The 15,090-nt window shown below is 48.6% G+C and carries 7 protein-coding genes and 1 rRNA gene; 2 read left to right on the forward strand and 6 right to left on the reverse strand.

Annotation, left to right across the window (positions count from 1 at the left end):
• Positions 1-80 precede the first annotated feature (80 nt).
• Positions 81-2,663, forward strand: a complete 2,583-nt coding sequence (locus L21SP3_RS11530) for a PhnD/SsuA/transferrin family substrate-binding protein (RefSeq protein ID WP_077541678.1) — start codon at positions 81-83, stop codon at positions 2,661-2,663.
• 90 nt (positions 2,664-2,753) lie between these two features.
• Positions 2,754-7,562 (forward strand): LamG-like jellyroll fold domain-containing protein, encoded by a 4,809-nt coding sequence (locus L21SP3_RS11535; RefSeq protein WP_077541680.1) that lies wholly within the window; start codon positions 2,754-2,756, stop codon positions 7,560-7,562.
• A 136-nt stretch (positions 7,563-7,698) separates the two neighbouring features.
• Here L21SP3_RS11535 and rdgB read toward each other — a convergent pair whose 3' ends face one another.
• From rdgB to L21SP3_RS11565, 6 genes are all read right to left on the reverse strand, one after another.
• Positions 7,699-8,328, reverse strand: a complete 630-nt coding sequence (gene rdgB, locus L21SP3_RS11540; RefSeq protein WP_077541682.1) for an RdgB/HAM1 family non-canonical purine NTP pyrophosphatase — start codon at positions 8,326-8,328, stop codon at positions 7,699-7,701.
• Complete coding sequence (locus L21SP3_RS11545; RefSeq protein ID WP_161488199.1) at positions 8,303-9,154, reverse strand: pseudouridine synthase; 852 nt, start codon at positions 9,152-9,154, stop codon at positions 8,303-8,305. The genes rdgB and L21SP3_RS11545 overlap by 26 nt, the downstream gene beginning before the upstream one ends.
• A 14-nt stretch (positions 9,155-9,168) precedes the next feature.
• Complete coding sequence (locus tag L21SP3_RS11550) at positions 9,169-10,590, reverse strand: DUF1961 family protein (protein WP_161488200.1); 1,422 nt, start codon at positions 10,588-10,590, stop codon at positions 9,169-9,171.
• Between the two features lie 19 nt (positions 10,591-10,609).
• On the reverse strand, positions 10,610-11,233 hold the full coding sequence (gene recR, locus L21SP3_RS11555; RefSeq protein ID WP_077541688.1) for a recombination mediator RecR: 624 nt from the start codon (positions 11,231-11,233) through the stop codon (positions 10,610-10,612).
• A gap of 17 nt (positions 11,234-11,250) precedes the next feature.
• The gene (dnaX, locus tag L21SP3_RS11560; RefSeq protein ID WP_077541690.1) at positions 11,251-12,912 is read right to left on the reverse strand and encodes a DNA polymerase III subunit gamma/tau; all 1,662 of its coding nucleotides are present in this window, start codon (positions 12,910-12,912) and stop codon (positions 11,251-11,253) included.
• Positions 12,913-13,288: 376 nt separating this feature from the next.
• Positions 13,289-14,826: ribosomal RNA gene (locus tag L21SP3_RS11565) — 16S ribosomal RNA — on the reverse strand.
• Between the last annotated feature and the right edge of the window lie 264 nt (positions 14,827-15,090).

Below are 15,090 nucleotides of genomic sequence, written 5' to 3' on the forward strand. Positions count from 1 at the left end.
TGGATGCTTGAGCTTAAAAAAATATTGCTTTCGATGGTATTCAGGTTATGATGTGGGAAGTTTAAATACACGGAGAAATAATGAGAAAATCTGCAAATCTTTTGTTGGTTTTGGCACTATTTTTAACAACTGCACTTGAAGCAGAAGATTACAATATTGGGGTGCTTGCAAAACGCGGAGATGCAAAATGTCTGGAGAGATGGTCTGCTACGGGCGGGTATCTCAGCGATCAGTTCGAGTCAGACACATTCGGAATAGTTCCTCTTGACTTCAATGAAATCGAAGAAGCTGTTAAAAACAGGCAGGTAGATTTTGTTCTTGCTAATCCCGCTGTTTATGTGAATCTGGAATATAATTATCATATTAAAAGAATAGCTACTCTTGTAAATAAAGGACGTTCTGGAAACACCACTCGTTTTGCTGGGACAGTTTTCTGTCTTCGGGATAAGAGCTTCAGCGGCTTTCAGGATTTAAAGGGGCTTCACATTGCTGCTGTTGACAGGAATTCTTTTGGAGGCTGGCTTGCTGTAAAGTATGAGCTTCTGAAAGCAGGGCTTGATGTTCCCGGCGATTTTAATTCACTAAGCTTTGCTGGCAGTCATGATAAAGTTGTCTATTCTGTTCAGCATGGTTCTGCAGATGCAGGTATTGTTCGAAGCAACAGTTTGGAGCGTCTTGCCGCCGAGGGCAGGATAAATTTTGATGATTTCAGAATTATCGGCGAACGCAGAGGCAGAGACATCCCATTTCTTTACTCCACTGAAACTTATCCTGAATGGCCGTTCTCTTCTCTAAGCTACATACCCGGAGACGTCTGCAAACGGGTTGCAACTGCCCTGTATAGTATGCCGGAGGGGCATAATGCTGCCAATCAGGCTTCAATTGCCGGATGGACAGTGCCGTGCCGTTATAAAGAAGTACGAGAATGCCTCAAAGATATCAAATACACGCCTTATCAGATGCACGGTAAAGTTACCCTCGGACAGGTCTTTTTGAATTATAAAAATTCGATATATTTTATTTTACTTTCGGTTTTAATACTCGGCTTAGTCCTTGTTTGGCTTGTGCTCTTAAACAGAAAACTGCATTTATCAACTGCTGCTAAAGAGAATGAAATAAAGGCGAGAAAAGAAGCTGAAAAGCAGCTCAAAGAGGCCAACAAAGCCAAAGAAAGATTTCTCGCTAATATGAGCCACGAAATCAGAACGCCGATGAATTCAATCATTGGATTCTGCGATCTGCTTCGTGAATTTGACTTTCCTAAAGAGGCCAGGAGCTATGTAGAAAAGATAAGCATTAGCGGGGGCTCGCTTCTTGAGCTTATAAACGACATACTCGATTTTTCTAAAATCGAGGCGGGAAGAATGAAGGTTGATTTGAACGAATTCTCACTCGGCCGGCTTCTGAACAACGTAGAGTCAATTATTTATCAGAAGGTTAAGGAAAAGAAGCTTGAATTCGGAATAATCGAAAACGGGGCTCTGCCTGCCAATATAGTATCAGACCAGCACAGACTTAATCAGTGCCTGATAAATCTATGCAGCAATGCCGTAAAATTCACCAATTCCGGCCATGTTAATATCATAGTCTCAACGTTCAGAAAAAACGGTGAGGACTGGATTTCATTTGCAATCGAAGATACCGGCGTTGGTATAAGTGAGGATAAATTGGATCATATTTTCGACCCCTTCACTCAGGCTGAAGAATCCACAGCCAGGAAGTACGGCGGTACAGGGCTCGGTCTGAGCGTAACATCGAAACTCGCAGGCCTTCTTGGCGGGGAGCTCAAATGCAGCAGTGAACCGGGGCTCGGAAGCACTTTTACCCTTTCAGTACCGGCAGGGCTTGATGTGAATTCTCAGGCAAGGATGGACAGGCTCAATCTCAGAGAGGCCTCTTACGAAAATCACCAGCAGCTTACCAACCAGTTCTCAGGGAACATACTTGTAGCCGAAGACAGCCCTACCAATCAGATGCTAATAAGGATTTACCTTGAAAAAATGGGGCTCAATGTAGATGTTGCCGAGAACGGCCAGCTTGCTGTTGATATGGCTATGAAAAAGTCTTACAGGCTTATATTTATGGATGTTCAGATGCCTGAGATGGACGGCTGCGAGGCAGCGCAAAGGCTCCGCAAACAAAACTGGAACGGCCCTATAATAGCCCTTACGGCAAACGCAATGAAAGGCGACAGGGAGAAATGCCTCGCCGCAGGCTGCGATTACTACCTGTCCAAACCGATAGACAGGATTAAGCTTATAAGCGCTCTTGAGCAGTATTTAAGAGACGAGGATTTTCAGGAGTCCAAAGCAGGGAAGGCTCAGATTGAAGATAATGCCGGCCTTATAAAAAGATTTGTCAAAAAATGCGGCGATGAGGATATGGCAAAGCAGCTGGCCGCTGTATTTTTGGAGGATGGATACCTGTGTTTAGAAAAGATTAAGCAGGCTCTGAAAGATAATAATCAAAAAGATTTAGAGCTTTATTCACATCGCCTTAAAAGTTCAGCAAGGCACGTAGCAGCGGAAAGACTTTCTCAGATTTGTCTTGAGCTGGAATTGCACGGAAGAAACAGCGAGATAGAAAAAGCTCGCTCGCTTTTGCCGGAGCTTGAAAGCCTGTATGCTGAAATATCAGACACTTTCAGAGAATTTCTGAAATAAAAACAAATTTTTTGTAAAAAACATCATTTCTAAGCTATAAAGAACTTAGTATTCAAAACTATTTCTAATAAGTATTAAAGGTTTTACAAGATGCTTAAAATCTGTTATATTCTTGCTGTTCTTTTTTTGGCTTCAGCGGTCTTGAGCGGAGAAATTACAGTTAATTCAGGCGATGAAAGTCGGAACAGTTTTCCTGTTCCTTCAGCTGCATTTGAAGAGTTTGAGGAAGGATTTCTCCCCCAGATTAAAGACGGGGCATACATTAACCAGCCAGGCGAGCCTCAGATCCCTTGGAAGGCTGTTACGCTTCTGGTTGCGCCCGATGCTGATATCTCGAGCATAACGGCTTCTGCTCAAATGGTTTATAATGAGCTTGAAGGCGAGTACAGCATTGTCCCGGCTCCTCCTTTAGTTTCCTCAGCAGGCGATGATTACAACTGGCCGGAAGGCAGCGATATCGAGAAGGGGCGAGATCAGAATATTTATCAGAAAGATGCGTTTTTTCCGGCAGAGGATGTGCGGATAACAGCTAAAGGCAAGCTTCGTGAATGGAAGCTTGTAGAGATATCCATTCCTGCTGTTAAGTACAATCCTGCCCAGGGTAAAGTAAGCGTTCTTTCAGGAGGCAGCTGCAGCGTTGACTGGATAAATGCCCCGCAAACTCTAAGCGAATCGGGCTTCGACGGCTCGGGCGGGGTGAGAGTGAAAAAGCTTGCGGCAAATTTCGACGAACTAAGCCCCGACTACGATGCCCAAATCCCGCCAAAAGAGCTGAGCAAATTCTCAGAGCCTGTAAAAACAAGCAGCTACGAATCTCTCGACGGACCGGGCTATGCGATTGTAACGGTTGACCAGATCCACAAGGACAGCGATGTGCTTGATGATTTCATTGCACATAAAGAGGCGATGGGCTTTGATGTTCACCTTATCAAGGAGGCTGAGTACGGAGATACAGCAAAGGGGCGTCCGCGTTTTGATGCGATAAGGCAGTATCTTGCGGATAACTATCTTGCCCTGGATTTGCAGTATGTTCTTCTAATCGGAAGGCCTGAGCCGGATACGGGCAACGTCCCGATGCTGATGTACGATGATAACAGAAACGATTATACTCCCGATGATCCAAGCGATGATGCGCCTTCGGATTACTACTATTCAAACTTAAACGTTACCGACCTGCAGAACAACAACGATAATTACTGGGAGGTGTCCGTAGGGCGAATTCCATACTACAAAGTGCCTGCGGATTTAGACCATATCCTCCAAAAAACAATAGACTATGAGAACGCCCAAAATACCGACTGGAGGGCGAAAGTGCTCACGCCGGTTGTCCCGCTGGATGATAAAACGCCTGTATTTGAGTTTGGCGAGCAGGTAATGGAAAATCTTGCTGAGCCTAAGGGATATGATACCATAAGGGTGTATGAAGAAAATTACGGATGCATTTCTCCGCCCGAGTTTCTCAAGGATGAGAAGACGGGCTGGAAGGTTTGGAGAGACGAGCCTGTTGGGCTTGTATTATGGCATACACACGGCAGCAAAATTTCCGCAGGCGGGATTATCGGAACGTGGAACGTTCCCTCTCTCAATGACAGCAAACCCGCTGCAACTTGGCAGATGTCCTGCCAGAACGCGTGGCCGGAGAACAGCGGAAACCTAGCATACACGATTCTGAAAAACGGCGGGATAAATACTATCGGCGGGTCGAGAAATCTTTTTTACAGTGTTGGTGAAAGCGATTTCACTGATCGAGGCGATAATGGCTATCAGTATGGAAAAGATGTGCTTGCAGGAGTGAGCTGCGGAATTGCAAAGGATGATGCCCTCAGGTTCGGCTATGAGCCCACAAGAAAGCGGACTACTATGTACGGCGACCCGTCGGTTACAATTTATTCAGACCTGCCTGATATGATGATAACGCCTGTTGAGGATGTTTGGGTTAGGGCGAGCGAACGAACTTCCGGAATCGATTTCGATTTAATTAATACAACACAGGATAACAACAGCTTCGACTGGTTCTCAGAGGGAACAGTTGAATATACCCTAATGAACACATCCGATACCGCTTACGAATGGACTGCTCAGTCAAATAAGGATTGGCTCATTTTGAGCAATAATTCCGGTGCTGTAGATGCAGGAGGGCAGTTTATTCTGAATGCTGAGCTGGATGCTGCTGCTTCTGAAATGAATCAGGGCGGAATCTACTACGCAAAAATCACAATAACAGACACTTCAAACAGCAAAGTATCCGAAAGAACTGTTCGGGTGGAAGTGCAGGAGCCAGCTCTCATCGGCCACTGGAAATTCGATGAAAGCGCCGGCGATACAGCATCTGACTCCGGGACTGGAAACAATGATGCTGTTTTGAAAAATATGGATGCGCCCAGCTGCTGGACGGCAGGGTTTTACAACGGCGCCCTGGATTTTGACGGGACAGACGATTTTGCCGTAGCAGCCGGCTTAGAGCTTTACAGCACAGATTCTGTTACAATAACCTCATGGATAAAGCCACAAGGCAGCAACCCAGGGGTTAAAGGCATTCTGATGAATCGAGAGGGCAAAGCAGTGGGTATGCACTTATCAGATAATCAGCTCAGATACCATTGGGACGGCCAGGGAAGCTGGGATCAGAATACAGGCCTGAATCTCGCTCAGGATGAGTGGGCATTTGGAGCAGTGGTAATCGAGCCGGATAAGGCAACGCTCTATAAATACAGCGCATCAGCCGGCTGGGAGAGCTGGGTAAACACAAGAGCCCACTCCCCCAATACATTCGCAGGCAGAACGGTAATCGGAAGAGATGATATGGACGGGAGATTCTTCGAGGGAATTCTCGATGATGTACGTATCTACAATTATTCGCTCAATTATAATCAAATCCAATCCGCTGCTCTGAGCAATAAAGCTGTCGATCCTGAACCTGAAGACGGTTTCCAGAATGCGGAGCTCAATATTGAACTAAAATGGAACTGTCCGCAGCCGGGCGATGGATACGATGTTTATCTTTCACCCAGCCAGAGTGATGTGCAAAATGCAGACACATCCTCAGGCTGCTATCTTGGAAGAACGGCTGATGAGAGATTTCAGGCAGAAGAAAGGCTCTCTCCTTTTGTGAATTACTATTGGCGGGTTGATACTGTAGAGGACGGTCAGCCTGCAGTTAAAGGTACTGTTTGGAGCTTCAAAACCAACGATAAGCTTCGGTTTTATCACGAAGCAGAAGATGCCGACAGAATGAGCTACCCGATGGTTGTTCTGCAGGATCAAAACGCATCAGGCGGGGCTTATGCTGCTCCCGCTATCGGCACAGGCAGCACATCGGCACCGCCGGAGGAAGGCTGGGCTGAGTATGATTTCAGTGTGGAGCAGGAAGGCGAGGTTAAATTCGTGCTAACCGTACGCGCAACAGATGCAGGGGGCTCAACAGCAGAGAATAATGCCTTCTGGATTGATATAACAGGCGATGATGAGGAGCCGGAGCTATGGGACAATCAAACCAGTTCGCTCTCTTGGGAAGTTCTGCTGTGCAAATCTAAAACCCTCAGCCCGGGAGATTATACCTTCAGAGTTGGTGCTGCCGAAGACGGTTTCCATCTGGATAGAGTGAGAATTGTATATACAGGTGTTGGCGATTCTTCGCCTCCGCCTGCTGTAACAGGTCTTCAGGCAGAAGTTAGCGATACAGCAGTTATACTCAGCTGGGAGGGTTCAGAAGCTCCCGATCTTGAGCAGTACAGAATATACAAGAGCAGCAGCAAACACAGCGGCTATTCGCTTTTCGCAGGCGGCTTTAAGGTTACATCAGTTATTGATTATCTGTCTTATTCCGGCGAGCAGGTTTATTATTATATCGAGGCAGTGGACACCAGCGGGAATGTTTCCCCGCAGTCTGAAATTGTTTCCACCGTTTATGAATACGGAGGCGGCAGCGGTACGGCTCAAAATCCTTACGTTTTATTCAGCCCCGAGCATATAAAGCAGCTTGCTCTTCGCCCTGAAGATTACAGCAAAAGCTTTGTTCTTGCAAACGATATAGACTGCAGCAGTATTTCAGATTTTGCATCAATAGGCTCTCAGGCCTCTCCCTTTGAAGGAGCGTTTAACGGTCAGGGAAACAGGCTCTACGGTCTTCAGCATAATTTTGAATACGCTGATAATACCGGCTTTTTCGGAACAGTCGGCTCGGGCGGAGAGGTGAAAAAGCTTGCGGTAGATGTTTACTTCCAGTCCTCAGGCGGGAGTGTTTCCGGAATATTGGCCGGTGTTAATCAGGGCACAATAGATTCCTGCTCTGTCAGGGGGGTGCTCTCCCAGCCTTACAGTACCGCAGGCGGTATTGCAGGGCTGAATCAGGGCATAATTTCCAACTGCAGGGTTGATGCGTTTGTCTTTGCTGTAGAAGATGCCGCAGGAATCGCAGCAGACAATACAGCCGGGCTTATACGAAACTGCCTCTTTGCAGGAAGTTTGAATGCATCCAACACTTACGGGATTGCAGGCGCTGGAGCAGCGGAAAATGTTAATGCCAGCTTCTACGGAACCGAATCTTCAGGCGCAGTCCAAAGCTTTGGAGGTGAGGGCAAGCTTGATTCCGAGCTCACCGAAAAAGCCACTTATTCCGCTTGGGATTTTGCCTGCACAGATTCAGACGGCACGAACGATAAATGGTATCTCTGCACCGGCTGCGGCGAGATGCCGGTTCTCGAATGGCAGCGAGACGGGCTGGATTTTCTCTGCCCGGAAGGCGTGGGGATTACAGAATTCGCAGTGTTGGCCTCAAGCTGGATGCTCTCCAGCAGTTCGCCGGCGTTTGAGCCCAATTTCGACTTAAACTCAGACGGAATAATCGACGAGTTAGACCTTGCTGTCTTCGCTGACTACTGGCTTACAAGCGGGCAGTAAAGTTATTTCTAAGGGCATGAAGCTGTCCCGTAAATTTATCTAAGGCAAAGCAGAAATCAAAGGCCTGCCTTAAAGGCCGATTGCATTTCTGCTTTGCCCTTAGGGATACTGGCGTGATAAACTCTCGAAGTTTTGCTCACTGACGGCAGCGTTTGAGGAATTCTTCAAGCATCGGCCGCAGGGTTTTCACGGCGTTTGCCCTGTGTGAGATACGGTTTTTCTCTTCTCTTGCCAGCTCAGCAACGCTCTGCCCTCTTTCAGGCAGGTAGAATACAGGGTCGTAGCCGAAGCCGCCTGTGCCTCGTTTTTCGTTGAGTATCCTGCCGGGCAGAAAGCCTTCAGCTTCAAGGATCGGCTTTTCAGAATCGGCAAGGCAGAGAGAGCTTACGAATCTCGCAGTTCGGTTCTCTTCCGGCACACCATCCATCAGCCTGAGCACCTTCTTTATATTCTCTTCATCTATGCGGAATGCATCACTGCTGTGGTCTTTATGGGCTCCTGAGAATCTCGCGCTGCTCACTCCCGGCGCTCCGCCGAGAGCATCAATCTCAAGTCCGGAGTCGTCTGCAAGCGTGAGAATTCCGGTCTGACGTGCATAACCGATCGCTTTTCTTTTCGCATTTTCAGTGAATGTTTCCCCGTCTTCTTCCACTTCCTCCGCTTCCGGAAAATCCTTTAGCGAAAGCCAGTTTATGCTGAATCCTGAGAGCAGAATCTCAAAATCTCTTATTTTTCCTGCGTTAGTTGTTGCCAGAAGTATATCCATTTTTCCTTCCCTTATATTCAAGTATCTCAAGCTCATCCAGCGGCTTACAGTTTATTATCTGATCGAAGTGTTTGGGGTTTATAAAAGCTCCCTCGCGCGGGCCGGCGTGTTTGGCGAGCATCTTTACAGCAGCGAGAAATTTTTTCTCCGGCTTCGCTGCGGCGGGGGCAAATCCGCCCAGCTCGGATGCAAATTCAAACTGATACGCATGCAGTGTTAAATTTTCCACCATAGGCCGCTCGGTTTTGCTCTGGCTCCTTGTGTATTTCCGCTTGAATTCGGATAAGTACAGCGGCTTTGGATTTCCGTATAGCGGGTCTATCGCAAGCGGCATACCTTCATAATCCAGATGAAGCCGGATCTGGCCTGCCCTTGCAGTTAGCGGCCTCACTGCAAGCAGAGATAGATTCCCGAAATCAGCAATCTGCTGCCAAAGCGTAACAGCCTTAGCATCGCTTTTTTCATCGATTTTCATCCTGCCCGGGTCTTTCGCCCTTGATATTCCCGTTTCGGTGCGGCCAACACGTTCGGGAACGTATCCGTTTACAATCGCAAGGTAAACAGCAGCTGATGTGTTGTTCACAATCGAGCGGGCGAGGCGTTTGTGGAAATCCATATTCTTTGAAACCACTACCACCCCGGGCACCTGCTTGCTCAGACGGGTTGCGGTGCGAAGCTTTTCGCCCATCTGAATCTTTCCCTCAAGCAGCTGGGCAACGCTCGGCGCTCCGCTGCGGTCTTTTGTAACAGAAACCCCCGCAGGCTTATTCACCGCTGCAAAATCAAAATTATCGTGCAGAATCTCTATAGCTTTTCCTTTGGGCAAAATAATACTCCGCTCTAATCTTTCTTGAGTGCGTAAACCTTAAAATCGGAATATTTCACCTTTGTCCATTTGAGCTGACGGAAACCGATCTTCCCCGCACCGGGCAGCTTCCCGAAACGCTCTTTATCTTCCTGATAATCGATTATCACCCATCCGTCAACAGCGAGCTGAATACGCCCTTCTGCCCGCATGAGGGTGATTTTATGCACTTCATTAGATTTCGAATCTATCCCGGGTATGCCCAAATCAGCAAGGTATCTTCCGGAATTGAGCCGCAGATAAGAGGCATTCCTCGAGGCCCCGAGCGGCATATCCGAATAATACGAAAGCGAGTAGAGGTCTATATCTCCGTTTGTATAATCCTCGCTCCTTCCGGTTCTAAAATCAATGCTCGAATCGTAAACATCCTTGCCGTTTTGTCCAATTGCAGAGAAAAACACTAAACACGCCCCGTTTTCACTGAGCACCTGAACATTCCACTCTGCAAGAAAATTCGGCGGAAAATTCGCCCAGCACCAGAACGTGATGTGGCCTGTGGCGAAATCAAAGTCTTTCATTGTAGATTCCATAACAAGCCCGTCTTTGCGGAAATTTATCTGAGCCGGCCCTTCTGCTACCCATCCCCGAACGTCTTTCGGAGCCCGCAGGGGCGAGCTGAAGATAAGCTCTTTCTCTATATCTTCAGAGCCGAAATAGCCCAGAAGTGAGAATTCCCTCGTAGGGATTATGCCCAAATATTTATTCATTTTTTTCCTGTTCTGCTGCTCTATGTAATGATCGATTGCAGATTCCTCGATCACCTTGTCGTACAGCCTGCACTCGGATACAGCAATCTGAGATGTAGTGATATTCAGCCGGTTCCCGCCTTCATTATCGAGCTGCTTAAGCCTTCGTCTTTTCCTCAGGTATGGCGTTCCGTTTACATAGCAGTTGAAGATTCCCTCATCCGCATCCCAAACAAACGCAAAATGCATCCACTCCTCTCCCGGTATCTCCGGCAGCAGAATATGCATATCGTTCAGCCTGCTTGTGCCATTCTCCCATGAGAATCTGAAATCCAGCTTGTTTGCTGATTTGGCCAGATCGAATTTGAACAGCTTATCCACTTCCGCAATCTCGTATGTTTCCTCTGGTTCGCCCTTGCCGGTACGCATAGTTTTATGCGGGCGAATCCAGATCATAAACGTGCCTTCTTTCGATATAGGGGCGTTGAGATCGCCTGAGAAATACATCTTCTTTTCTTTGGCTTTCAGCGCCTTCGCGCCGTTCATTGGGCCGTCGATAATATCAAAATTAACGAAATCAGATACGTCCGCCCGCTCGGTATCCGAGAGTCCTGTGGAATTAACCGCATCCTGCGTGAGCCATATCTTCGCCTCATATCCCATACAAGCTCCGCAGGCAAGCATAAATATCAGAAGTTTAACCGCTTTCATCGAGCTCCTTTCGCTAAGTTTATTCAATCTCATCCCTCCCGAGAATCGCATCCGAGAGAATCGAATTATTCGAAAATTCAATACTGCTCCCCGCGGGCAGCCCCCTTGCGAGGCGGGTGATCCTTATGCTGCTGTCTCGCAGGAGGCTGGTAACGTAGAGCGAAGTGGCATCGCCTTCCACAGTGGGATTGGTTGCCATAATGATCTCCCTTATGCCCCCTTGCCGGATCCTGCTTATCAGCTTGTCTATCGTCAGGTCTTCCGGCTCGATTCCCTCCAGCGGGGCGATATGCCCCCCGAGCACGTGATAAGTCCATTTGCATATCCCAGTTTTCTCAAGGCTTATCAAATCCTTCGGCTGCTCCACAACGCACACCGTGGACTTATCCCGAGAAGGGGCTTGGCAGATGGGGCATATTTCCTCCTCCGAATAGCTGCAGCATATTTTGCACTGCTTTATCTTCGTTTTTACCTCGCTCACAGCCCTCGCAAGCTCCATCGCCTCTGCCTTCTCGGATTTGAGCACGTGAAAAGCAAGCCTTTCCGCTGTTTTCCTGCCTATCCCGGGCAGCTCTGCAAACTTCTCTATCAGATTATTCAGAGCCTTCGTATAGGCGGGATTTGTGGTGTTTTTTTCGGGCAATTCTAAAACCTCGCTTCTTATTGATTTTTCGGCCTTGATATCCCAATAATCTGAGCGTTAAAGGTGTTCAGTACCTTCTGAACTCCCGGGTCTTTCATGGCTTGTCTTTGGTCTTTAAAGCTGCTTTTTGCTCCTTTGGGTTTGTTTGCAGGTTCGCCGCTGGAGGAGGCCTCCTGCCTCACTTGCAGGGCAATTTCGGTTCCGAGGATCTTCGCGAAAACCTTCTCTGCCTCCTGCTTCTTTGTTTGCAGGAGCCGGCCTGCCATGCCCGTTTTGGCATGCAAAACCAGATTCCCGTTCTCAAAACCTGCCGGCTCGGCGTTGCTCAGATTTGCCCCGAGGCTCATATTCACCTTCGCTGTTTTCTGCACAACCTCCTGCCAGCGGGATTGAAGCTCTTCAAGATTCCCGCATTCCACGCTCCCTGCCTGCTCGAGCTTATCCGCTGCCGAGCCGTTTTTCTCAGCGAAGGCCTGTTTCAGGCTCGGCTTCCGTGCTCCTGCTGGTTTGCCGCCGGCCTGCGAGTTTTTTTTTCCGCCGCCCCCGCCGGCCGTCTGCCGAACGAGAGTTTGCACGTTGATAAAATGCTCGCTCAGCGTAAGCCGCATAAGGGCTGCTTCCAGAATTGCTCTGGGGTTGTCCGATTTCTTCACTGTCCCCCGCATCCGTTCCATCGTCGTAACCGCATACACAAGCGAGGCAATATCGAACTTTCCCGCAATCCGCTCGGTCTCTTCGGCCTCAGCTGCCGTTTGCACGATTAGCGAGCTGCCTGCACCGGCGCTTGCTGTGATCATCAGATCGCGGAAGCTGTCTATGAGGCTGTCGGTGATTTGCTCCGGGCTCATCCCTTTGCTCAGAAGCTCATCGCAAACCTCCAGCACGCCCGGCGCATCCGAATCGCCGATAAGCTCGGTCATGCGGGCTATCTCAGCGCGTCCGGGCTCGCCCAGGGTGTTCTCAAGCACCTCAAGCGTAAGATTGTCTGCTCCAGTGCTCAGGATTTGATCCAGAAGGCTTAGGGCATCACGCATAGAGCCGTTCGCAAGGCGGGATAGAGCAACTGCGAAATCATCATCGCAGCTGATTCCCTCAGCCTCTAAAACCATCTTCACCTGCTTCTGGATGGTTTGGGGGTCTATCGAGCGGAAATCAAACCGCTGACAGCGGGATTGTATCGTAGGCAGAACCTTATTCGGCTCGGTGGTGGCGAAGATAAACTTAACATGCGCCGGCGGCTCCTCCAGAATCTTCAGAAGGGCATTGAAAGCCCCCGTGCTGAGCATATGAATCTCATCGATAATGTATATCTTATAACGTCCGCGGGCAGGGCGATACATCGCATTCTGACGCAGATCACGAATATTCTCTACGCCGTTGTTGCTCGCTCCGTCAATCTCGATTACGTCTATATCCTCGCCCGAATTTATCGCTATGCAGCTCTCGCATTCGCAGCAAGGCTCGGTCGTGGGAGATTCTACGCTCTGGCAGTTCAGAGCCTTCGCCAGCACACGTGCCATCGTCGTTTTACCTACGCCCCGAGTCCCGCAGAATAGGTAAGCATGCGCTACCCGGTCCGAGAGGATTGCGTTTTTCAGAGTATGGGCGATTGCATCCTGCCCAGCTATATCATCAAATCTCTGCGATCTGTATCTTCTTGCAAGTACTGTGTAAGCCATTTTCCACCGTTTTGATGTTTTTCTCTCCAGCCGGATATTATACAGCACCTGTTTTTTTTCTCAATCCGCAATTTTTACAGAATAGATTTTACACTATCTGCCAGTTTTTTGCTCCTTATTAAAACGTCAGTTGATGTGAAGAGCTTTTTAAGCTTTAAAGATTCGACACATCTCACTCACAAATACAGCAGATTAAGCTCTTTGCTATCCTTTACCTAATATACCCACTTGCAAAATACAAAAAAGCTCGGCGATATTACTCACCGAGCTTTAAATTTCTTATCAGGGCACTGAATCGTTAAGGAGTCTGACGTAAAAGGCTAAGCAGCTAAAATTTTGGCCTAATTGCCTTACTGCTTAGTTTTTCATCCCTTAGAAAGGAGGTGATCCAGCCGCAGGTTCCCCTACGGCTACCTTGTTACGACTTAGTCCCAGTTACCGAGTTCACCGTAGGCAGCCGTCTCTCCGAAGAGTTGACAAGCCGACTTCGGGTGCTCCCGATTTCCATGACTTGACGGGCGGTGTGTACAAGGCTCAGGAACATATTCACCGCGTCATTGCTGATACGCGATTACTAGCGATTCCAACTTCATGTTCTCGAGTTGCCAGAGAACAATCCGAACTGAGGCAGACTTTGTGCGATTTGCTCAACCTCACGGCTTTGCGTCGATCTGTATCTGCCATTGTAGCACGTGTGAAGCCCTGGGCATAAAGGCCATGAGGACTTGACGTCATCCCCGCCTTCCTCCGGTTTAACACCGGCAGTCCCGTTAGAGTCCCCAGCTTAACCTGCTGGCAACTAACGGCAAGGGTTTCGCTCGTTCAAGGACTTAACCCAACATCTCACGACACGAGCTGACGACAGCCATGCAGCACCTGTGTAAGTTTCACTCTCCGAAGAGAGCAGCCCGGTCCTGTTTCCAGGAAGGCATCCAAACATGTCAAACCCAGGTAAGGTTCTGCGCGTTGCTTCGAATTAATCCACATGCTCCACCGCTTGTGTGAGCCCCCGTCAATTCCTTTGAGTTTTAGCCTTGCGACCGTACTCCCCAGGCGGTGCACTTAACACTTTTGCTACGCCCGCAATAATGTCAGAATTACTGCGAACCAGTGCACATCGTTTACGGCATGGACTACCGGGGTATCTAATCCCGTTCGCTACCCATGCTTTCGTACCTCAGCGTCAGGTCATACCCAGCGGGCCGTTTTCACCTCTGGCGTTCCTCTTCATATCTACGCATTCCACCGCTCCACGAAGAGTTCCACCCGCCCCTGTATGCCTCAAGTTTTCCAGTTCGCCCCCCAATTCCCCGGTTGAGCCGGGGGATTTCAGAGAACGCTTAGAAAACCGCCTGCGTACGCTTTAAGCCCAGTGATTCCGAACAACGCTCGCCACCTTCGTATTACCGCGGCTGCTGGCACGAAGTTAGCCGTGACTTCCTTTAGAGTAGTTCTGCTTGCGCTTACTTGCTCTTGACAGCAGTTTACACCCCGAGGGGCTTCTTCCTGCACGCGGCGTCGCTGGGTCAATCTTTCGATCATTGCCCAAGATTCGTTACTGCAGCCCTCCGTGGAGGTCCGGGCAGTGTCTCAGTCCCGATATGGCGGACCAACCTCTCAGTCCCGCTACCCGTCGTTGCCTTGGTGAGCCGTTACCTCACCAACTAACTGATAGGGAATAGGCCGCTCCGATGCCGATAAATCTTTGATTGCCTGCCCTGCAGCTGGCAATGTTATCAGGTATTACCGCCCCTTTCGGTAGAGAGCAAGCTCTCGACGCTATACCTGTGCATCGGGTACGTTACCTATCCGTTACTCATCCTTTCGCCACTAGCCATGAAAGGCTCGTGCGACTTGCATGTCTTAACCACGCCGCCAGCGTTCGTTCTGAGCCAGGATCAAACTCTTCAATTTAAATCCTTATCTCATAAATCTACTGTTTAAGCGATTTGTGTGATTTCTTTTTTACGGATGCTTCACACTCCAGTTTCTCGCAAGGAGTATGATTTATAACACACCTGTGTTATTATTTAAGCCTTAATTATGCGGTGCGAGCCGCAAAAATTAAAGCACTCCTAACGATTCTGGTCTGTACCCTGTTAAGTTGTTAAAGAACATCTCGCATTCAAACGAGAAGGACAATGATACTATAATGAATTGCTTTTTCAAGCCTTAACT

This window comes from Sedimentisphaera cyanobacteriorum, from assembly GCF_001997385.1.
GTDB classification, from domain to species: Bacteria; Planctomycetota; Phycisphaerae; order Sedimentisphaerales; family Sedimentisphaeraceae; genus Sedimentisphaera; species Sedimentisphaera cyanobacteriorum.